This is a genomic window from Pseudoalteromonas sp. GABNS16E (assembly GCF_028598715.1).
Taxonomy (GTDB): Bacteria; Pseudomonadota; Gammaproteobacteria; order Enterobacterales; family Alteromonadaceae; genus Pseudoalteromonas; species Pseudoalteromonas atlantica.
The window spans coordinates 1-21,966 of record NZ_JAQREZ010000061.1; the positions used below are offsets into that span (position 1 = coordinate 1).

Sequence of the window (21,966 nt, forward strand, 5' to 3'; positions counted from 1 at the left end):
CTGCCGCCAGCGTTCAATCTGAGCCATGATCAAACTCTTCAATTAAAAAGTTTTGTGTCTTTCGACAGCTCAATGAATTCTGAATTTATTTAATATCTTTCGATATTGAATTGACTGTGCTGCAATTCTTTTCTTAAGTAAAACCTAAGTAAGTTATTGCTGTTGGTCACTCAGTTTCAATTGAGACTCTAAATTTGTTTGCCTCACTTAGCAAACTAAGCTTGGCTGTTAGAACTCAATCTGTACGAGTGCCCACACAGATGATTGCTTTATATTGTTAAAGAACGTTGCGATTAAAGCGTTAAACTTTATCTCACTAGGGCTGCGAATCTTACGCTTTCCTATTTTTTTGTCAACACTTAATTTTGTTAAACTTGAAAGTTTTTAAAACTAAGTTTTACTCAACTCACTGATTGACTCTGGCCTCGCTAAGCGTTGCCTGCTCTGCCGTCTCAATGGGGTCGCATTATAGGGAGAACGGATTTTTACGCAAGCGTTTTTTAATAAAAACTATAAATAAAAGCTCTTTCGTGTATTTTTCACTCTAAAGAGCCAAAAGCAGTACAAAAAACAAACTAAACCTATATGCAAAGCCCAGTTTGTTTTAAATATAACGATGTATAAAACGCAAAAAGCACCTATAAGGTGCTTTTAAGTTAATTTATTAACTGAGCGTATTAATACAAAATACTATAAAGCTTTCTTCTGTATTTTGCTGCAAGTGCATCTCCATCTGCTAGAGAAGCGATAATTGCTAAAAAGCTTGCTTTAGCGTCATTAAAGTTAAGATCCTTTTTAAGTACGCTGAACAGTGTTTCGAGTGCTTCTTCTTTTCGTCCTGCATCATTTAGCAGTTGGCTTAGCTCTATTTTCAGGTCTAAGTCATTTGGGTACTTTTCTACTTGAGATTGCTTTTCTTTTATCTCTGGCGAGTCGGTAGCTTCTAGCGCCGCTTCGCATTTAGCTTTTATATTATGAAAATAAGCATCTTGCTCTTGGGCGTCAATGGTATCAATGAGTGCTTGAGCATCATCTAACTTGTGTATTTGAATGCATATATCGGCTAACACAAGCTTTATACGTGCGTTTGCACTGTCTATTTCATACGCTTGCTTTGCGTAATTAAATGCAGCATTTAGGTCCGACTTTAATAATGCTTGTTTTGCTTGTTCAAGAAGTAGGTCCTGTTGCGCTGGTAAATGCTTACTCAGGGCTTCGCGAATTTGCGCGTCTGTTTGTGCACCCGCTAATAAATCTACTGGAGCTGAATCTTTTAACAACACAAGTGTAGGTAATGTTTGCAAGCCAACCTGCTGCGCTAATTGCGAGGCGAGTGCTTGTTCTGCGTCACAATCAAGATTAGCCACTACAATATGGTCTTTATATTGCGTAGCTAAATTTTCTAATATACCGATTTGGCTAATACACTCAGGACTTTGTGGCGAGTGGAAGTTAAGCAGCACCAACTTTTGTTGTGATGTTTCACCGAGTACTTGCTGAAGGTTTTGTGCGTTGATACTAACTATGTTGCTCATTGAATTAATTGCCATATTCATTTATTTAGGTTTTTATATGGAGACGAACATAATAAATACAAGTATTAAATACTTTCAAATAATGAGGGAAAACATGAAAATCACCTATCTAGCTGCAGCATTTATGATAGCAAGCCCACTCACTTACGCTAAGTCACTAAACTTAGATTTAACTAAGAGTATGCCAGCTATTGAAAAGTTTTACCTCGACTTACATCAATCTCCAGAGCTTTCATATCACGAACAAGAAACTGGCCAAAAAATAGCATCGCAATTAACAAACCTTGGGTTTGACGTAACAGATAATGTGGGCGGCTACGGTGTGGTAGGGATTTATAAAAATGGCACCGGCCCTACAATAATGATTCGTACTGATACCGATGGCCTACCAATCACAGAGCAAACAGGTAAACCTTATGCATCTAAAGTACAAGTGACCAATGAGCATGGGAATAAAGTAGGTGTAATGCATGGCTGTGGCCACGATATACATATGAGCTCGTTTATTGGTACTGCTGAGCAACTTATTGCCCATAAAGATAAGTGGCAAGGAACGTTAATGATGGTTGCACAACCTGCAGAAGAAGTTGGCGGTGGAGCAAAAGCCATGTTAAGTGAAGGCTTATTTAGTAAATATGCTAAGCCTGATCATGTTATGGCGCTGCATGTTAGTGCCAGCGTGCCTGCGGGTAAGGTATCAATGAAAAATGAATACACCATGGCAAGTGTTGATTCGGTAGATATAACTATAAAAGGTAAAGGCGGACACGGCGCCTACCCGCACACTACCGTAGACCCTGTAGTTATTGCGGCGCGTACGGTATTAGCATTACAAACAATCACAAGCCGCGAGCTTTCTCCACTTGAGCCTTCTGTTGTGACTGTGGGCTCTATTCATGGTGGCTCAAAGCATAATGTGATTTCAGATGAAGTAAAACTACAACTTACACTTAGAAGCTACAACCCAGAGGTACGTACGGCGCAAATAGCTGCTATAAAACGTATTACAGCGGGTATTGCTCAAAGTGCTGGCCTTACTGAGTCACACTACCCTGTTGTTCACGTTCATGAAGATGAATCTATTCCATCTACTTACAATAACCCTCAGCAAACTAATATTGTTAGGAGTGCTATTGCTGATGCAATTGGCGAAACTAATGTACTTGAGACAAAAGCGGTTATGGCTGGTGAAGATTTTGGACTGTACGGTAGAACTGATGAAAACATTCCTATTACGTTATTTTGGTTAGGTGGAGTAAACCAGCAGCAATATACAAATGCGATGAAAAGTAACCAAACACTTCCTTCATTACACTCAAGTAAATTTGCGCCAGATTATAAAGTAGCATTACCGACCGGTATAAAAGCCATGAGTAACGCTGCAGTCGCATTATTTAATGAAAAATAAGCCGTATTTGAGAGCTCAGCGATTAAGTGGTTGCTGAGCTCTTTCTATAATTTGATTTTTTAAATGATGCTTTTTTACCACCCTTAGCAAAGCGCTTTTTAGGCGGTGTTTTAGGTAGCTTTGAAAATACATGGCTATCACAACTAGCTGCTTGCTGTACAAAACCTTCAAGCTCCACCAGCAGTGGCTGTAAAAATTGTTGGTAGCTCATTGCTTGTTGAGCAATATTGCCTAAACTCGCCTCCCATTTAGCGGTCAAATCGGGGCTAGCTAAGCCCTCTGGTAAAACACTAATAAGTGCCAAGCCTGTTTGTGTTGCTTTAATTGATTTACCTTCGCGCTTTAAAAAACGACGCCTAAATAATAATTCAATAATGCCTGCGCGGGTTGCCTCTGTTCCTAGCCCATCGGTCTCTTTGAGTATTTTTTTAATTTGTGAATCTTTTACATAACGACTAATGCCGGTCATGGCACTTAGCAATGTTGCATCAGTAAAATGAGACGGTGGCGTAGTGTGTTTTTCTACCACTTCACCTTTAGTGCAGTTAAGCGCCATGCCTTTTGTTAAATGAGGCAAGGTTGCTTCATCTTTTAGCTCGGCTTTGCCCATTAATACCTTAAATCCTAAGCTTACATCTTGCTTTGCATTGGCTTTAAATAAACCTCCCGCAATTGTTACCTCTACTTTAGTTTCGTTATAAATATAATCGGGGTAAAACTGAATTAGGTAATGCCTGCTAATAAGTTGATATACTTTTACTTCATCAGGCGCCAAGGTCGCTGTTTTTAGTTGTTTAGCGGTAGGTACAATTGCATGGTGTGCAGCCACTTTTGCATCGTTAAAACATTTGCTGCGTTTTTTAGCGTCTGCCCCATTCACAAACTCAGTGTTTTGACCGCCATTAGCTGCAATTGCTTTTAAAATTTCAGGCGCATCTACATGATGCTCTTTAGGCAAATAACGATTATCAGAACGAGGGTAAGTAATTAACTTATGACGCTCATAGAGCGTTTGGCAAATATCGAGTACTTGCTGGGCAGCCATACCAAATGCCTTTGCAGCATCTATTTGCAGTGCCGATAAATTATAAGGCAGCGGCGCGCTTTGTTTTTTTTGTTTTTGTTCAAGTGCTGTAACCTCGCCTGGTTGATTGGCTATTCGCGAGGCGACGTTTTCGGCTAATGCATTATTTAAAACGCGGCCCTCTTCATCTTGGTACGGCTCGCAGGCTTTGCTTGGTACCCACTTGGCCACAAAGCTTTGCTGCTCAGGGGTTATTAAATGCGCCAACACTTCATAAAATGGTTTTGACACAAAGTTAGCTATTTCGTTATCCCGGTTAACCACTAAACCTAAAATTGGGGTTTGTACGCGACCCACCGACAACACATTGCCAAAGCCTGCTTTTTGTCCCGCCAGCGTATAAGCACGCGTAAGGTTCATACCAAATAGCCAATCTGCACGTGAACGCGCAAGCGCCGACACACTAAGCGGAATAAATTCACGATTTGAACGCATAGTAGTAAGCGCTTTTTTTACTGCCGCTAAATTTAAATCACTTATAAGTAAACGCTGAATGCTTTGCTTTTTGGTTTTACTTATTTTGGCTTGCTCTATGACTTCATCAACCAATAATTGACCTTCGCGATCGGGATCGCCCGCATGCACGAGTACTGATGCCTGCTTAATTAGCTTTTTTAGAATAGTTAATTGCTTACGCGTTTTCGTTTTTGCCTTGAGCTGCCATTGCTGTGGCACTATGGGGAGGTGTTCAAATTGCCACTTTTTAAAACGCGCATCATAATCATCAGGCTCAGCTTGCTCAAGTAAGTGCCCTATACACCACGAGACACAGTCACCATTAGCCACTTCTATATAACCATCGTGTTTTTTATGTGGTTTTGGCAATGCATCAGCAATAGCTCTGCCAAGTGATGGCTTTTCTGCGATATAGAGTTTCATGGGAGTTGCTCATTAACTGTTTATATGAACAGTAGTTTAGCACAGCTATTTAGAAGGTGGAGCGCTTTCTATTTTTGAGGGGGTATTACTTTTTTTTAGCGAAAAGCATAATTAAAGGTAAATAACACACTATGACGGTGCCAATGTTGATAAAGGGCATTAACGTTTTGTAAATAATGGTGCTGTACGCTAAATCCCAAAGGTGACGGTCAACTAATCTGAATAATTGTAATATAGGTGCACCAATAACCACTAACTGACCAATAACGCATTGCCATAAATAAACTTTATCTTTTATTCCCCAATAAGCTATTAACGCCATCCATATAATATCGGTAGCCGCCCATACTAAATAACGATAGATATAAATATCGTCAAACTCTCTCAAGCTAGAGGCTGTTATCCCCCCAAAAAAGAAAAAAGCGACGGTCAGTAATGCAAACCTAAAGGCTAAGTAATCTTTAAATATAAAAAATATTAAAAGAGCCGGGCTTAGCATAAAGACCCAGCTTTTACTTAAAATACTAACGAAATACAAAAACCAATCAGGCAAAATGTTTTACCTTATTTTTCTTTTGTATCGTCGTCGGTACCATCACCATTACCTGGCATATCACAATATTTAATTATAACTTTCACAGCACATCCATTACATATGTTAAGGAAATGTACTTTAAGCTAAAATAATGAACTTGCCAAGATACTTAGGTGATTAAGTACCTTAAAAAGAAACTTAATTAGAGAAATTAGCGCCCGCTACTAGCCTAGCGCACATCAATAGGGTCTGACTCTTTAGCCTTACCTTGTAAGATTGATATTTCTACTCGGCGATTTCTACGCCTATCTTCGTTTGAATCATTCGGAACAAGTGGACGAGTATCAGCACGCCCTACTACCATCATGCGGTTTTTATCAAACCCTTGTACCGTTTGTAATTCGCTTGCTACTGCTACAGCACGCTTTGACGATAAGTCCCAGTTATTAATATACAACTCGTTAGAAACCTGAAAATCATCGGTGTGACCCGATACCGTAATTTCACCAGGCACATCTTTTAATAACTCACCAATATCTTGAATTATGGGCTTAAACTTAGGTTGTAAAAAAGCACTGCCAGAGGGAAATGATCCATTTTCACGGATACGAATAATGATTTGCTGCCCTAAAGATTCAAGCTCGATTGCACCGTCGATAATTTGTTTTTCGAGCTGTTGCGCTATTTTTTTAACTAACTCGTTAGTTTGTTCTTGATCGGCGGCTGAAGTTGCTTGCTCTGAAGATTGCTGCTGCGATGTACTACGTGACTCGCCACCACGTTTATCGCCACGTTGCTCTTGTCTACCACCAGCAGAGCTTTCATCACCCGCTTGAAACTCTAACATTTGCTGGGTCATTTCAACGGTTTGTTGCTGAATGGTTTCTATCGGGGTAGGTTCAGGCTTACCAGGGGTAAATTCCATAGCAATAACCGAGGTCCCTTTAGGGATATCTTTTACTTCTATTTTGTTTTGCACACCAAATGCAAACTTCATCGAGCCTGCTATTTGCTTAAATTTAAGTACATCCATTTCTGAAAACGCGAGCAAAAGTACAAAAAAGCACATTAAAAGCGACATTAAGTCGGCAAATGTTCCCATCCAAGCAGGCAGACCTGGGGGTGGGCATTTGCACTCTTGATCAGACATGGTTACTCCTCGGTATCTACTTTGCGCTTAGACTCAGCAAGGTAGTTTTTCAGTATACCTTCAATTACTTTCGGGTTTTGGCCATCTTGAATACCTAAAATAGCATCCAGTATTAGACGCTGATTCATGGCTTCTTCGTCTTTACGAAGCTCCAATTTTACCTGAATAGGAATAGCCACTACATTTGCTAAAAATGCACCATATAAAGTAGTTAATAATGCCACCGCCATCGCGGGGCCGATGGCTTTAGGGTCATCCATGTTAGATAACATAGCAACTAAGCCTATTAACGTTCCTATCATACCCATTGCTGGGGCTATATCGGCAAGTGACTTAAATAAACCGGCGCCTAGTTCGTGACGAGTTGTGGTTAAAAAAATGTCTTTTTGAAGCGTGGCACGAACTACATCAGCATCGTGGCCATCAACGAGCATATCTACACCTTTGCGCATAAAAGGATTTGGTATTTCGGCTTCTTCGAGGGCTAAAAACCCCCCTTTACGGGCCGAATCAGCAAGTTCTACTGCTTTTTCAATCAGCTCTTCTGGCGATTCGATTTTAAACATAAATGCTTTACCAACAACCTTACCTATGCCCAAAAACTGCGACAAGGTAAAGTTTGATAACACAATAAATAGTGAGCCACCAAATACAATTACACTAGAAGGCGCATCGGCAAACATCCCCATTTCACCGCTACTACTCATAAACATGGACATGACAATTAAACCAATTGCGCCAAGGATCCCAATTATGGTTGCTAAATCCACATTTCCTCCAAAGTATTATACTTTGTTATTCAAACTTTTATTATTAACTGCTTATCGGCAAGATACTGAAATACTTAAGCCATTTTTGAAAAAAGTGTAAAACACTGTGTTTGGCCTAATTTTAGATCAAGATACCCTACTCGCCTAGCGACTGATTAATTTTATTGTACACAGTGAGCACTAATACGCATCTTATACTTGGTAAAAATACGATTTAAACTGATATAACTCAAAAAACAACGATCATCCTTTGACCTAGTTTAGCATTCCCCCTAAAATTGGCTCCTAAATTTATCATGCTGGCTGAAATTAAACATGGCGACTAAAAAACCTGAAAACCTAAGTTTTGAACAAGCACTCGAAGAACTATCAACCATTGTCGGTGAAATGGAACAAGGTGATTTATCGCTTGAGCAGTCGTTAAAGCAATTTGAGCGTGGTATAGCCTTAGCTAACGCCTCAACGGGTAAGTTACAACAAGCAGAACAAAAAGTGTCTATTTTGATGGGTAATGACGAAAAAGCAGCGCTTACTTCATTTAACAACGATATGGAATAACCGTGAGCATACAAGAAAAAATAGAATGTGCTCAACAAGATGTCGTAAAGACCCTGCAACAGTACTTTGATCAACCCCTTGATACCGCACACACAGTAAAAGAAGCCACGCAGTACGGCTTATTTAACGGTGGCAAGCGTTTACGCCCCTTTTTAGTCTACGCAAGTGGTGAAATGCTCGGAGCTAATAAGCAAGATTTAGATATTCTTGCTGCTGCTATTGAGTGTATTCATAGCTACTCGTTGGTGCACGATGATTTACCAGCCATGGATGATGACGACCTTCGCCGTGGACGCCCAACTTGCCATATAGAGTTTGACGATGCGCATGCAATTTTAGCAGGCGATGCACTACAAACATTAGCCTTTGAGCTTATCTCGGCTCACAATTTTACCTGCAGCGCGTCAACACAAGTAAAAATGATCAGCGCACTGGCTAAAGCATCGGGGCTTGAAGGCATGGTCGGCGGGCAAGGGCTAGATATTGCAGCCACAGATAAAGTGATTACAGTACAACAGCTTGAACGAATTCATAAATTAAAAACGGGTGCCTTAATCAACTGTGCCATTACATTGGGTGCATTATGTAGCGAAAAAGCAGACAAACAAACCTTAGAAAACTTACGTGTTTTTGGGTATGCTATAGGGCTGGCATTTCAAGTGCACGACGACATTTTAGATGTTGAAGGTGACACATTTACTTTAGGTAAGCCACAAGGCTCTGATTTAGCTGCTAATAAAGCAACTTATCCGGCCCTATTAGGTATGCAAGGTGCCAAGCAAATGGCGCAAAATTTAATAGAGCAAGCGCATCAAGCATTAAACAAAATAGATGCTGATACCTCTATTCTAGCGGCGCTGGCAAACTACCTGATTAAACGTGACCATTGAGTGTTACATATACGTATTGCCATTTAGCACTGACATTATTACTCAACAGCGGTAACAACTAATAAGTTAGCACCGGTGTTAGCGAAGGATAAAATAAATACCATGACACTTGATAGTAGCAAGTATCCATTACTTAACTTGGTTGACGAACCAGCCCACTTACGCGATATAGCGCAAGATAAACTCCCTGCGTTTAGCAACGAGTTACGAGACTATTTACTCAACTCTGTTTCGCAAAGTAGCGGCCATTTAGCGTCTGGTTTAGGAACTGTTGAGCTTACCGTTGCTCTACATTATGTGTATAACACACCAGAAGATCGCCTTGTATGGGATGTAGGCCATCAAGCGTACCCGCATAAAATTTTAACGGGGCGACGCGATTTAATGCATACAATTCGCCAAAAAGACGGATTACATCCATTCCCTTTTCGTGAAGAAAGCCAATACGATACCTTTAGCGTAGGCCATTCAAGTACCTCTATTTCGGCAGCACTTGGTATGTCTATTGCGGCTCAAAAAGAAGGAAAGGGCCGCAAAACTGTTGCCGTTATAGGCGATGGTGCCATTACAGCAGGTATGGCATTTGAAGCCATGAACCACTTAGGCGATGTAAAATCTGACATGTTAATCATTTTAAATGATAATGAAATGTCGATTTCTGAAAACGTCGGTGCGTTAACTAATCACTTTGCGCGTATTTTATCTGGCAGCTTTTACACAAATATTCGCGAAGGCAGTAAAAAGTTACTCTCTGGCGTGCCTCCTGTTAAAGAGCTTGCCAGTAAAGTAGAAGAGCACCTAAAAGGAATGGTTATTCCAGGTACCTTCTTTGAAGAACTAGGTCTTAATTACATTGGCCCAATTGATGGCCACGATGTAAATATGCTCGTAGATACACTGCGTAATATGCGTAATTTAAAAGGGCCTCAGCTTTTACATATAAAAACCCAAAAAGGAAAAGGCTATAAACCCGCAGAAGCTGATCCTATTGGCTATCACGGTGTGCCAAAGTTTGACCCTAATACATCAAGCTTACCTAAATCTAAACCTGGCGCCGCCACTTTCTCTAAGGTGTTTGGTGATTGGTTATGTGATATGGCCGAGCAAGATAAAAAATTAATGGCTATTACGCCGGCAATGCGTGAAGGCTCAGGTATGGTGCGTTTTTCAAAAGAACACCCAGAGCAGTATTTTGATGTAGCCATAGCAGAGCAGCACGCTGTCACATTGGCCGCCGGTTTTGCCTGTGAAGGGTTAAAACCCGTTGTAGCTATTTACTCGAGCTTTTTACAACGGGCGTATGATCAACTTATCCATGATGTTGCACTGCAAAACTTACCTGTGCTTTTTGCTATAGACCGCGCTGGTATTGTAGGCGCCGACGGCGAAACACACCAAGGTGCGTACGACTTAAGCTTTATGCGCTGTATTCCAAACATGGTTATTATGGCCCCAAGTGATACTAACGAGTGCCGCCATATGCTTTATACCGGTTATAAGGCTAATTGCCCTGTAGCAGTTCGCTACCCTCGTGGTAGTGCCGGTACTGCCGATATTCAAAGCGAAATGACGCTACTAGAAATAGGCAAAGCCAATACCATTAAACAAGGCGCTAAAATTGCTATTTTATCCTTTGGTACTTTGCTTGAAAACGCGCAACTTGCTGCAAGTGAGCTAGGTGCAACGCTAGTTAATATGCGCTTTATTAAGCCACTTGATACAAGTTTATTAGATGAGCTTAGCCAAACTCATGATGTAATAGTAACGCTTGAAGACAACGCTATTTGTGGTGGCGCAGGCTCAGCGGTTAATGAATATTTAGCAGCGCAAAAAGCCAACCTAAAAGTGCTTAACTTAGGTATTCCTGATGAATTTATTAAGCACGGCACACAAGCGCAAATGCACGATGAAATGGGTTTAGGCGAACAAGGCATTTTAAATTCAATAAAACCGTTTATCGCTTAATTAAATAAAAAAAGGAGCTTTTAAGCTCCTTTTTTTTACCTATGCCTTTTACAGCTTAGCTTTCTCATTACTTCATACGTTTGGTTTAACTATCAATAGCCAACACGCATATAAAAGGTATCGATTTAACTTTATCGCATCCACACTTTAATATCTGCTAAGCCATTACTTTGTAAAATACCCAGCTGCTGATCAACATTCGAATTTTGCTCAAACTCAAACGCATCTAACTGTTTATCAAACGTAATATTTGCGACACCGTCACCACCACGTTTTTTAACCTGATGAAGCGCTATATCGGCTAAGTTTATCGACGTCTCCCAGCTTATTACTTGCCCACCTAAAAGTGGCAGTGGGTAAAAAGACCATCCCAATGAAGCCGTAATATTGGTTGTTTTACCGTTTGGTAATTGAAACGAATTTAATGCGATTGCTTGGCATAAATCAGAGGCATAGCTGTCAATCATGTTGCACTTAAAATCGCGTAGCAATAATAAAAACTCATCCCCACTCCAGCGTGCTACATAGTCAGAGCCTTGGGTACGTGAATTAAGTAATGCTGCCATTTGTTGTAAGCAGCTATCTCCTGCTATTGGGCCATATGCATCGTTTATACGGCTAAAGTTATCAAAGTTGATAATAAGCAGTACAAGTGACTTACCTTGCGCTTGTAAAGACTGTGCATTACGTTGGAAGTGCTCAATATCTTTAGGGAGCTGATCAAACAAAAAGCGACGACTACGTAGCCCTGTAAGCTCATCTGAGTGACTAACTAGTTTAAGCTGTGAGTTTACTTGGCCTAATTTATCGTTAGCTTGGCGCAGCTCTAATGTACGCTCTGTAACTAGGGCTTCGAGTACTTCTTGCTTGCGGCGCTCTTGCGCTCTAAATACCCAAAAAATAAAGTAAAACAGTAAAATAAACCCACTAACGATTAGCAATCTAAAGTAAATAGTTTCGTCAAAGCGTTGCGGTACTACAAATGCATACTCGACAGTTTGCGCTCTGTCCCAATCTTCGCCTTGGCGTTTTGCCTCAAGCTCAAATAAAAATGATCCCGCCGGTAAGTTTGTATAAATGGCTTCCCGGCGTGCATTAGCATAGCGCCAATCACTATCTAACCCACTTAACTTATATCTAAACTCAATACTATTTGGCGCATAATAATCGATGGCGGTGTACTTTAACGTTATGTCGCGCTCATCAGTATCTAGTAAAGGCTTTTCGCCCAATGCTGCGGTAGTTAACGCGCGCAGTGGTGTGGTTAGTGTTTCTACTTTAGGCTTTAATACATTTAAGCCAAATAGCTCGGTATTTTTAGGTATTTCTACAATGCCTTGTAAGCTTGGGTACCAAATTGAATAATCGGTCATGGCAACGGCATCGTGTCCTAAACCGTTACAACACTGGCTTGCTTTACCATCGAGCTGCCTATCAAAAGAAGAAATAACCTCTTCCACTTTTAAGCTCGACACCTCTGATTTAAATTGCGCTACTGGCATACGGTAAACACCTTTCATGGTACTTACCCATACACGCTTATAGGTTTTGTCATACTCTAGGCTAAAAATAGAGCCATAAGGTAAGCCGTTGGCTGCATCTAACTGTCGCCAATGCCCTTGTAAACTTCTGTAAAATAAGCCGTCATTAAGCGAGCCAATTAAAATACCTACACCATCTATATGTAATACGCTGGTGATGTATGCACTTTCGAGCGAAGTTTGGTCACCTATTTTTTCAATGCCGCGGTCAGTAAAGTAATACGCCCCTTTACTGGTCCCTATTACACCAAAGTTTGCTTTATCGAGCACATACGTTATAAATTTACTGCCTAAAAAGGCATTGTATGCAAAGGGTGTTAACCCGCCATAACTCAGCCTATACAAGCCACGCCCTGTACCTATCCAAAAACCACCTTTGCTTGATGGGCTAATAGCAAATACCGGATTGTCGCGCAGGGCTCTGCCAGGAAAGCTGTATAGTTTATCTTGCTCGTAAAAAAACAGCCCTCGTCCGGTCGCTATATATAAACGCGAGCCATCAAACTGTAAGTCGTGTACTGTTGCGCGGCCAAATTGCGCACTGGGTATTTTATTGACAAAGTTTTTATTTAAATCGAAATAACCAATACCGCTTTTATTTGCCACCCATAAATTACCATCGGGCGCTTGGCTGATTGCCATAACGGCCTCTGTCATTTGCGATAAAGCAGAGTGGCGTTCTATACGCCCTTCGTGTGCAAGCCATAAGCCTTCGCTAAAACTTGCAAGCCAAATATTATTTTGACTATCGCGGTAAATATCGGCAAACCAAATACTTTGATCTAGCTGACTTGGCTCAACCCATTGCCACTCACCCGACTTAGCTCTAAAAAGTAGTCGTCCATACGTAGAAACCCATAAGCCACCATTGGTGTCGCTCATAAATTTATACACAGCTGAGTTATTCGCATTCGGCAGCGGAAAAGGTCTTAGTTCATCGTCTAAATCTAAAAAGTAAGCACCCAGTTCAGAGGCTAAATATAAATTACCATTTAAAAAAGACAGATCATGAACAATGGTTTGTGCTAACCGCTCAGGCAATGACACCTTAGCTGTTAACTCCAACCTGAGTTTTGAAAAATCAGAGGCGCTTTTAGTTAAGCGTAGTAAATGACGGTCGTTGACAAGCCAAATCCCCTCTGGAGAAAGCGCCATTTGACTAACCGACCCCACTATTTGGGTGATCACAGTGGCATTTACAATAGGAACGAGTTCGTTCGCTTTATCACGTAAATCAACTTGGTTGCGGTCTACATAATAAAGCCCATTAGCTGCAATCCAAATGCTGCCCTTGGCATCTTCTAATATGTCTCTAACTGGGCCTTTAATATTAAATTCTTGTGCGGCAAGCGTTTGCGGGTTTATGACCACCAAGCCACTTTTAGTGCCCACCCACAGATAGCCATTACTATCTATGAGCAGTTTATTAATACCATTGCTTGGCAAAAAAGGACTATTTTGTGTGTTGTAATTAGTGAACGTTGTGCCGTCAAAGCGACTAAGACCAAATTGCGTTCCGACCCACATATAGCCTTGCTGATCTTGCACAACACTTTTGAGCGATTGCGAGGGCAAGCCATCTTTGATATTCCATTGCTTAACAACGTAATCAGTAATAGAAGCCCAACTTGGCATGGCACACAACATAAGTACACATACCAGTAAAAATCGCATCATTTCGCTGCCACCTAGTTAAACAAATAAAACACAAAAATTAAAAGGGTAGTAAACCTGCTTTTATTAACGCTTGCAAACAAATAAGCGAAAAAATACCGGCAAGTACATCATCTGCCATTATACCCACGCCACCGTCCATTCGCTTATCGAGCGTTTTGATCGGGCCAGGTTTGGCAATATCAAAAAATCTAAATAATAAAAAGCCTACAAGTAAGGTTTGCCAACTAAGCGCTGCACCTATCATCGTAATGTAATAACCCGCAACTTCATCCCACACTATAGCTGGGTGGTCGTGCACACCTAAATCATCGGCGGTTTTGCCACACGCCCAAATACCAAAAATACTAATAACCACGGCAAACACGATTTGTAGCCAAAGCGGAAAATACATGGTCATAAAAATAAATGGTAAAGCAGCAAATGTACCAAAGGTGCCTGGCGCAACAGGCGCAAGGCCAGTGCCAAACCCTAGGCCAAATAACTGGTGCGGGCGCTTTAAATTAAACTGTTTTTTGCTAGTCAAACCTGCTCCTTGGCAAAGTGCTCAAAGCCCTGTTGCTCAAAATTAAATTTTTCACCGTGGTGTAAAAGCTCAATGTGCCCTTCGCCACTTTTTATTTGCCCTATGCACGTTGCTTCTACGCCGTATTGACGTAATTTAAGCTCCAACATGCTTTTATTATCTTCAGAGACAGTAAAAAGTAATTCGTAGTCATCGCCATAGCCTAAAATATACGGCAATTGCGCCTCAAAGCTCAGGCTTGAACGCATAGCGTCTGAGGTTGGGATGTTTTCAATATTTATACTGGCGCTGACTTGTGACATATCAAGTATGTGGCTTAAATCCGCCATAAGGCCATCAGACACATCAATAGCTGATGAAGCAAGGCCACGTAATACTTGCCCTGCAGCCACCCGTGGAGTGGGGTAATCAAAGCGGCTATTTATGTACTTTAAGTGCTCAGGCTCAATACTTAGGCCACGCTTGCGAGATTCAATAGCCAAGCCTGCATCACCTAGCGTGCCGGTTACACATACCCAGTCGCCCACTTTAGCACCTGCACGGCGTAAAGCTTTGCCCTCTGGCACAGTGCCTTTAGCGCATATAGTAACTGTTAAAGGGCCCTGCGTAGTATCGCCACCAATTATTTGTACATTAAAGTACTCAGCAATTTCGTGCATTCCCTCAGTAAATTCTTCAATCCACTGCTGGTTAATATTTGGTAGGGTTAATGCCACCGACACCCAAGTAGGCTCAGCCCCCATGGCTGCTAAATCACTAAGATTTACGGCCAGTGCTCGGTGTCCTAATGCTCGGGGAGAAATGTCATCAAAAAAATGAACACCCGATACAAGCGTATCAGTTGTTACTGCAAGTTGGCAGTTTTGCGGAACGGTAACTAATGCACAGTCGTCTCCTATTCCTAGGCTTACATCACGACGAGTTATACCACGACCTTTAAAGTAGCGGTTTATTAATTCAAATTCCTTCATACACAAAAAAGCCGACCTATGCCGGCTCTCCTTTTTAACGTGTACTAACTGTTAAAGCTAAGCTCTTTAGCAGAGCGCTTTAGCAAGGTTAGTATTACTTGCGTAAATGCTTAACAGCTTTATCAAGTACACCGTTTACAAATTTATGGCTGTCTTCAGCGCCAAATATTTTAGCAAGCTCAATGCCTTCATTGATTGCTACTTTGTATGGCACATCTTCACGGAATTTAAGCTCATACGCGCTTAAACGTAAAATTGCACGCTCTACCATATCTAAATCATCAAATGGACGTGTTAAATGCGGAGATACAGCTTCATCTAGTTGCTTATAATTAACGGCAACGCCACGCGCTAAATCTTTAAAGTATTCAACATCAATTTTAGTCACGTCGTTTTCGATCAACATTTGTTGTTCGATATCGGCAATTAAATTGCCACTTAATTGCCAAGAATAAACGGCTTGAAGTGCTAAGATACGTGCTTTACGTCTTGCTGCTGGTTTCACAAAAATTCCTTAAACTTAAATTTTATCTAACACATTAACCATTTCAAGCGCGCCTAATGCCGCTTCGCCGCCTTTGTTACCCATTTTGGTACCAGCGCGTTCAATTGCTTGTTCAATGCTTTCTGTGGTTAATACGCCAAATGCAACCGGGATATCATACTCAAGCGATACATTTGCAAGGCCTTTGTTAGATTCGCCAGCAACGAGGTCAAAGTGTGGTGTACCACCTCTGATCACTACGCCTAATGCGATGATTGCATCATACTCTTTTTTTGCCGCAATGCGTTTTGCCGCTAAAGGTAACTCTACTGCACCGGGTACATACACAACGGTAATGTCATCATCGGCTACGCCACCAGTACGCTTTAGCTCATCAACAGCACCTTCTAGTAGGCTGCTACCAATAAAATCGTTAAAACGAGAAATAACAATAGCGAATTTTTTGCCTGGAGCGTACTTATTACCTTCAATAATTTTCATTTGATAACCCTAAAAATATGTTCAAGCGGTTGCGATTGCGCAAAAATTGCTGCGCATCATACCATAAAAATAAAAAAATAGACTAGTTAAAAGCTGAGCCCTTATTGTGGCTCAACGTAATCAACCACTTCTAAATGAAAGCCCGAAAGTGCATGATACTTTTTAGGGCGACTCATTAAGCGCATTTGCTTAATACCTAAATCAGCTAGTATTTGCGAGCCCACACCAACAGTACGTGATGTGCCTTTAAATTTACGCGGCGTAACATTCTCGCCAGCATCGGCAGCAGCAAACGCTTTTACTGTGGCTTCTAGCTCTTCGGTGCTTTCTTGTTTGCCTAAAATAACCAGTGCACCGTTATTTTTTGCAATGTAAGCCATCGCATCAGAAAGCCCCCAGCTACGGTCCGCACTTCTGTCTGAAAGTAAAATGTCGTTAAAGGTGCTTTGTAAGTGCACGCGCACAAGCGTTGGTTCTTGCTCTTTAATTTCGCCTTTTAACAATACGTAGTGCAGCTGGCCGTCAATCGTATCTTTGTAGGTTACTAAATCAAACTCACCGTGCTCAGTGGGTAATTTACACTTAGCCACTTGCTCTATGGTGGTTTCGTTAAGGTTTCGGTACTCAATTAAATCTGCAATTGTGCCAATTTTAATACCGTGCTCTTTAGCAAATACTTCTAAATCGGGGCGGCGCGCCATAGTGCCATCGGCATTGAGGATTTCTACAATAACTGATGAAGCTTCAAGGCCGGCTAAACGTGCTAAATCACACCCAGCTTCGGTGTGGCCTGCGCGCGTTAACACGCCACCTGGTTGTGCCATAATAGGAAAAATATGCCCAGGTTGTACAATATCGCTTGGTACAGCACCCTTTGCAATTGCCGCTTGAACTGTACGCGCTCTATCGGCTGCTGATATACCCGTTGTTACACCTTTGGCAGCTTCAATCGACATAGTAAAGTTAGTAGAAAACGCTGCGCCATTGTTTTTAACCATTAACGGTAAATCAAGCTGCTCACATCGCTCTTGCGTCATAGTTAAACAAATTAAGCCACGGCCATGAGTGGCCATAAAGTTAATTGCTTCGGCGCTAATGTGCTCTGCTGCAATGATTAAATCACCTTCGTTTTCTCTGTCTTCGTCATCCATTAAAATAACCATTTTACCGGCTTTAATGTCGTCGATGATTTCTTGTGCGCTGTGTAAATTCATAAATTTGCTCGTGTAAGTTATCAGTGTCGTTATTTAACAAAACCAGCTTTAGCTAGTAAGCTCATTGAAATATCTGAGCCAGTCGGCTGCTCAGCCCCTTTAATAAGGCGCTCTAAATAACGTGCAATTTGGTCGACTTCTAAATTAACGCGTGTGCCCACTTTAAAATCAGCAATGGTGGTTTGCTCGCTTGTGTGCGGCACTATGGTTAATTTAAATTTATTACCTTGTACAGCGTTTACTGTCAGGCTTATACCATCTATACATACAGACCCTTTGTAAGGAATGTACTTCATTAAGTTTTCATCGGTGCTTAGCCAATATTCTGTAGCGCGCGCATTACTAGTGATGGCTGTAATGGTTGCAATGCCATCAACATGACCTGACACTAAATGCCCGCCTAAACGTGAAATCGGCTGCATGGCTTTTTCAAGGTTAACTGTTTGGCCAATATTATAATTTGCAAACCCAGTTAAGCTGATAGTTTCGTTTGATAAGTCGGCACTAAAGCCATCAATGTGCTTATCAACTACCGTTAAACATACGCCATTAGTGGCAATGCTATCGCCAAGCTTTACATCGCTCATATCAAGATTAGCGCTTTGAATGCGAATGGCTAAATCGCCTTGTTTTTTTTGTAATAGCGCAATTTTGCCTGTGGCTTCAATTATTCCAGTAAACATAGCCCTACTCTTTTAATTAAGTGATTGGAATGTGTTTTGTGGCGGTTATACGTAAATCATCGCCTATTTTCACACACTCTTTAAACGTCAAATTAACGGTGTTTTGCATATCTGTCAGCGGTGCAAAATTAACTAAGCTTTTTGCATCGCACCCCATTAGTTTAGGCGCTAGATAAAATATATATTCGTCTATTAAATTAAGCTCTGTCATTTTACCGGCAAGTGTAGCACCCGCTTCTAAATAAACATGATTAAATTGCAGCTTAGCAAGGTGCGCTAAAACAGACGTTAAATTAACTTTGTTATTTTGCTGTGGCACTTCTATATGCCTTACAAAATGCGGCCACTGCGTTGATTTATCAACCTTGGTAGTAAAAATTATTATTTCACTTTCAATATTAAATACTGCCAGCTCTGGTGTAAGCCTATTTTGTGAGTCAATTATAACACGCACCGGTTGGCGTAGGGGTAATTCAGTAGGCAAAGCCTGTGGCAACTCGCTTAACCTCACATTTAGCTTAGCATCATCGGTAATAACCGTATCCGCGCCCGTTAAAATAGCGCAGCTTTGTGCTCGGTGTAATTGTACATCTTGTCGCGCAGCGCTGCCGGTGATCCACTTACTTTGGCCATTTTTTAGCGCGGTTTTACCATCAATGCTGGCCGCCATTTTACACGTAACATACGGAAGTCCCTGCTCCATACGCTTAAAAAAACCTAAATTAAGTGCCCGCGCTTGCGGCTCTAAAAGCCCAAATGCAACCTCAATACCGGCATCGCTGAGTATTTTAAGCCCTTTACCTGCTACTTGTGGGTTGGTGTCGACCATAGCTGCAATAACTTTTACTACACCTGCGGCTTTTAAACCCTCTGCACACGGCGGAGTGCGTCCGTAATGGCTACACGGTTCAAGCGTAACATACGCAGTCGCGCCTTTTGCGTTTTCACCTGCTACAGCAAGAGCATTAACCTCAGCATGTCCCTGCCCAGCTAATTGATGAAACCCTTCACCAATTATGTGGTTATCTTTAACTAAAACACACCCTACATTAGGATTGGGGGTGGTTGTAAATCGCCCTTTTTTTGCAAGCTCGATGGCACGTGCCATGTACATTTCATCTTGCGCAGTAAAGGTTGTTTGGTTTTGCATTATTACTCCCCTAAACGGGCAATTTCTTCACCAAATTCGCGTATATCTTCAAACGAGCGATACACAGAGGCAAACCTCACATAGGCTACTTTATCCAGCTTTTTAAGCGCCTCCATTATGCACTCACCCACAAGGTGACTTGATATTTCTCGCTCGCCGGTAGCACGCAACTGCGATTTAATAATATTAACCACTTCATCCACTTGCTCTGTACTTACAGGGCGTTTTTCTAGGGCGCGATTAAGGCCATTGAGTAGCTTATCTTCATTAAAGGGTTCTCGGCTGCCATCTTGTTTAATCACACGTGGCATAACTAACTCGGCGCCTTCAAAGGTAGTAAATCGCTCGTGACACTCGTTACATTCACGACGACGGCGAACTTGGTGGCCTCCGCCGACTAGGCGAGAATCAATAACTTTAGTATCTTTTGCGGTACAAAATGGGCAATGCATAACTCGGTACTTCCGTTTTAAAACAAAAAAGGCCGCTATTTAGCGGCCTTTTATCTTAGCAAAAAAATAGGGCCTGTTGGCCTTTCAGGGTTAAATTTGTTCTATCTAGGGGTGATTTGATCGCGGCGCGAGGTTTGTAACCTAGTGGGCTAAGTAAAAACCGAGCAACAAAGAGTAAATCGCCCCTAGGACGAACCCGAGGGCAGTGCATGTTTGGCATTTATGCTGCGTTATCGCCTATTTGTGTGGAGTAACCACACTGCATAGACTCTGCCTTGCCTAAAAACCAAACATACTACTGCAAATTAAACCTCGAAAGGTAAACAGGCCCCTTGTTGTGATCTAAATTACTGCTGCTTATGCAATTAAGCGTATACAGGTAGTTTCGCACAAATTGCTTTAACTTTTTCTTTAACTTGCGCTTGTACTGACTCATCGTTGATGTTGTCTAATACGTCACAAATCCAGCCAGCAAGTTCTTTCGATTCAGCTTCTTTAAAGCCACGACGTGTAATTGCAGGTGAACCAATACGTAAACCAGAAGTAACAAACGGTGAGCGAGGATCGTTTGGTACAGAGTTTTTGTTCACAGTAATGTTTGCATTGCCAAGCGCTGCGTCGGCATCTTTACCTGTGATATCTTTATCGATTAAATCAAGTAAGAATAAGTGGTTTTCTGTTTTATCAGATACGATTTTGTAACCGCGCTCTTGCATAACAGCAACCATAGCTTGAGCATTTTTAACTACTTGTGCTTGGTATGTTTTAAATTCTGGTTGTAGAGCTTCTTTAAATGCCACTGCTTTTGCAGCAATAATGTGACACAAAGGACCACCCTGGCCACCTGGGAAAACAGCGCTGTTAAGCTTTTTGTAAATTGCTTCGTCGCCACAAGCAGAAATAATTAAACCACCACGAGGGCCTGCTAAAGTTTTGTGTGTTGTTGTTGTTACAACATGCGCGTGAGGTACTGGGCTTGGGTAAACACCCGCTGCAATTAAACCTGCAACGTGAGCCATATCAACAAATAAGTAAGCACCTACTTTATCAGCAATCTCACGGAATTTAGCCCAATCAACAATACCTGAGTACGCAGAAAAACCACCAATAATCATTTTTGGTTTGTGCTCAAGTGCTAGCGCTTCTACCTGTGCGTAGTCAATTTCGCCAGTTGCTTCGTCTAGCCCGTACTGGATTGCATTGTATAGCTTACCTGAGAAGCTTACGTGTGAACCGTGCGTTAAGTGACCACCATGAGCTAAGCTCATACCAAGTACAGTGTCGCCCGCTTCTAATAATGCTAAGAAAACAGCTGCATTTGCTTGAGAACCCGCATGTGGCTGAACGTTTGCATAGTCAGAACCAAATAGCTCGTTAGCACGATCAATTGCAAGTTGTTCAACAACGTCTACGTGCTCACAACCGCCATAGTAACGTTTGCCCGGGTAACCTTCTGCGTATTTGTTTGTAAGCTGTGAACCCTGTGCTTCTAGTACGCGTGGGCTACAGTAGTTTTCTGATGCGATTAATTCAATGTGCTCTTCTTGGCGAGCAGTTTCTTTGTTTATCGCGTCAAATAACTCTGGATCAAAATCCGAAATATTCATGCTACGTTCTAACATTGGGGTCTCCTAGGGCAACGTGTATGGTGTTTTTTAGAGGCTTTATTGTACGCTTTAAACGACTCTTTGCCTACGCTCTTAAGTTGAGGATATTTAAACAGGGATTGAATCTATTTCACAGCGTTTTTAAGATGATATTTTTTTATAAATACATTAATAATTTAAATGATTTTTATTTTTTACATTTAATTAGTTAATGATAAATACTTTATTTAGCGCGTTCAAAATACAAAAAAAGCGGCCTAAGCCTAATGCCAGTCAGTTAAGCTGACTGGTATTTTTCTTTTTGGTGGGGTATTTACTTGGTTTGGGTTTGACCCTTCGAGGGTAAAATCTATCTTCCCGCCTCGTCGGAAGTGCGTAATAAGTTAGCT

19 protein-coding genes are annotated in these 21,966 nt (G+C 41.5%); 4 read left to right on the forward strand and 15 right to left on the reverse strand.

Translation table 11 applies throughout. The features are described 5' to 3' along the window. Nucleotides 1-677 precede the first annotated feature (677 nt). Entirely contained in the window at nucleotides 678-1,535 is an 858-nt protein-coding gene (locus tag PSI06_RS18105) for a tetratricopeptide repeat protein (protein ID WP_273604560.1), read from the reverse strand. A 94-nt stretch (nucleotides 1,536-1,629) separates the two neighbouring features. Here PSI06_RS18105 and PSI06_RS18110 point away from each other — a divergent pair, with 94 nt between their 5' ends. Beyond that, nucleotides 1,630-2,943, forward strand: a complete 1,314-nt coding sequence (locus tag PSI06_RS18110) for a M20 metallopeptidase family protein (protein WP_273604559.1) — start codon at nucleotides 1,630-1,632, stop codon at nucleotides 2,941-2,943. A gap of 22 nt (nucleotides 2,944-2,965) precedes the next feature. Here PSI06_RS18110 and PSI06_RS18115 read toward each other — a convergent pair whose 3' ends face one another. From PSI06_RS18115 to pomA, 4 genes are all read right to left on the reverse strand, one after another. Continuing rightward, nucleotides 2,966-4,906, reverse strand: a complete 1,941-nt coding sequence (locus PSI06_RS18115) for a DNA topoisomerase III (RefSeq protein WP_273604558.1) — start codon at nucleotides 4,904-4,906, stop codon at nucleotides 2,966-2,968. 85 nt (nucleotides 4,907-4,991) lie between these two features. Further along, a complete protein-coding gene (locus PSI06_RS18120) occupies nucleotides 4,992-5,459 on the reverse strand; it encodes a hypothetical protein (RefSeq protein ID WP_273604557.1) in 468 nt (155 codons plus the stop codon). A 211-nt stretch (nucleotides 5,460-5,670) separates the two neighbouring features. Then, nucleotides 5,671-6,591 (reverse strand): flagellar motor protein MotB, encoded by a 921-nt coding sequence (locus PSI06_RS18125; RefSeq protein ID WP_004586875.1) that lies wholly within the window; start codon nucleotides 6,589-6,591, stop codon nucleotides 5,671-5,673. Nucleotides 6,592-6,593: 2 nt separating this feature from the next. Continuing rightward, nucleotides 6,594-7,361, reverse strand: a complete 768-nt coding sequence (pomA, locus tag PSI06_RS18130) for a flagellar motor protein PomA (protein WP_273604556.1) — start codon at nucleotides 7,359-7,361, stop codon at nucleotides 6,594-6,596. Nucleotides 7,362-7,676: 315 nt separating this feature from the next. On the opposite strand from pomA, the gene PSI06_RS18135 reads away from it, so the two are divergent. The 3 genes from PSI06_RS18135 (at nucleotide 7,677) to dxs (ending at nucleotide 10,774) form a co-directional block, all read left to right on the forward strand. After that, nucleotides 7,677-7,919, forward strand: a complete 243-nt coding sequence (locus PSI06_RS18135; protein ID WP_004586873.1) for an exodeoxyribonuclease VII small subunit — start codon at nucleotides 7,677-7,679, stop codon at nucleotides 7,917-7,919. Between the two features lie 2 nt (nucleotides 7,920-7,921). Next, entirely contained in the window at nucleotides 7,922-8,809 is an 888-nt protein-coding gene (gene ispA, locus PSI06_RS18140; RefSeq protein ID WP_273604555.1) for a (2E,6E)-farnesyl diphosphate synthase, read from the forward strand. A 102-nt stretch (nucleotides 8,810-8,911) separates the two neighbouring features. Beyond that, nucleotides 8,912-10,774, forward strand: coding sequence for a 1-deoxy-D-xylulose-5-phosphate synthase (gene dxs / locus PSI06_RS18145; protein ID WP_273604554.1), 1,863 nt, complete (start codon nucleotides 8,912-8,914; stop codon nucleotides 10,772-10,774). 131 nt (nucleotides 10,775-10,905) lie between these two features. Here dxs and PSI06_RS18150 read toward each other — a convergent pair whose 3' ends face one another. The 10 genes from PSI06_RS18150 to glyA all read right to left on the reverse strand — a co-directional run bounded on the left by PSI06_RS18150 (nucleotide 10,906) and on the right by glyA (nucleotide 21,592). Next, nucleotides 10,906-13,992, reverse strand: coding sequence for a ligand-binding sensor domain-containing diguanylate cyclase (locus PSI06_RS18150; protein ID WP_273604553.1), 3,087 nt, complete (start codon nucleotides 13,990-13,992; stop codon nucleotides 10,906-10,908). Between the two features lie 37 nt (nucleotides 13,993-14,029). Continuing rightward, nucleotides 14,030-14,515, reverse strand: coding sequence for a phosphatidylglycerophosphatase A family protein (locus PSI06_RS18155; RefSeq protein ID WP_024031690.1), 486 nt, complete (start codon nucleotides 14,513-14,515; stop codon nucleotides 14,030-14,032). After that, nucleotides 14,512-15,486 carry a thiamine-phosphate kinase gene (gene thiL, locus PSI06_RS18160; RefSeq protein WP_054983488.1) on the reverse strand — a complete coding sequence of 325 codons (975 nt, stop codon included), beginning with the start codon at nucleotides 15,484-15,486 and terminating at the stop codon, nucleotides 14,512-14,514. The genes PSI06_RS18155 and thiL overlap by 4 nt, the downstream gene beginning before the upstream one ends. 94 nt (nucleotides 15,487-15,580) lie before the next feature. Next, the gene (nusB, locus tag PSI06_RS18165; protein WP_004586866.1) at nucleotides 15,581-15,991 is read right to left on the reverse strand and encodes a transcription antitermination factor NusB; all 411 of its coding nucleotides are present in this window, start codon (nucleotides 15,989-15,991) and stop codon (nucleotides 15,581-15,583) included. A gap of 15 nt (nucleotides 15,992-16,006) precedes the next feature. Next, complete coding sequence (ribH, locus tag PSI06_RS18170; RefSeq protein ID WP_004586865.1) at nucleotides 16,007-16,471, reverse strand: 6,7-dimethyl-8-ribityllumazine synthase; 465 nt, start codon at nucleotides 16,469-16,471, stop codon at nucleotides 16,007-16,009. A gap of 101 nt (nucleotides 16,472-16,572) precedes the next feature. Next, a complete protein-coding gene (ribBA, locus tag PSI06_RS18175; protein ID WP_096042166.1) occupies nucleotides 16,573-17,685 on the reverse strand; it encodes a bifunctional 3,4-dihydroxy-2-butanone-4-phosphate synthase/GTP cyclohydrolase II in 1,113 nt (370 codons plus the stop codon). A gap of 29 nt (nucleotides 17,686-17,714) precedes the next feature. Continuing rightward, the gene (locus tag PSI06_RS18180) at nucleotides 17,715-18,368 is read right to left on the reverse strand and encodes a riboflavin synthase (RefSeq protein ID WP_138579427.1); all 654 of its coding nucleotides are present in this window, start codon (nucleotides 18,366-18,368) and stop codon (nucleotides 17,715-17,717) included. A gap of 16 nt (nucleotides 18,369-18,384) precedes the next feature. Beyond that, nucleotides 18,385-19,518 (reverse strand): bifunctional diaminohydroxyphosphoribosylaminopyrimidine deaminase/5-amino-6-(5-phosphoribosylamino)uracil reductase RibD, encoded by a 1,134-nt coding sequence (gene ribD, locus PSI06_RS18185; protein ID WP_273604552.1) that lies wholly within the window; start codon nucleotides 19,516-19,518, stop codon nucleotides 18,385-18,387. 2 nt (nucleotides 19,519-19,520) lie between these two features. Continuing rightward, nucleotides 19,521-19,970, reverse strand: a complete 450-nt coding sequence (gene nrdR / locus PSI06_RS18190) for a transcriptional regulator NrdR (protein ID WP_004586861.1) — start codon at nucleotides 19,968-19,970, stop codon at nucleotides 19,521-19,523. Between the two features lie 365 nt (nucleotides 19,971-20,335). Then, a complete protein-coding gene (gene glyA / locus PSI06_RS18195; protein ID WP_024031685.1) occupies nucleotides 20,336-21,592 on the reverse strand; it encodes a serine hydroxymethyltransferase in 1,257 nt (418 codons plus the stop codon). Between the last annotated feature and the right edge of the window lie 374 nt (nucleotides 21,593-21,966).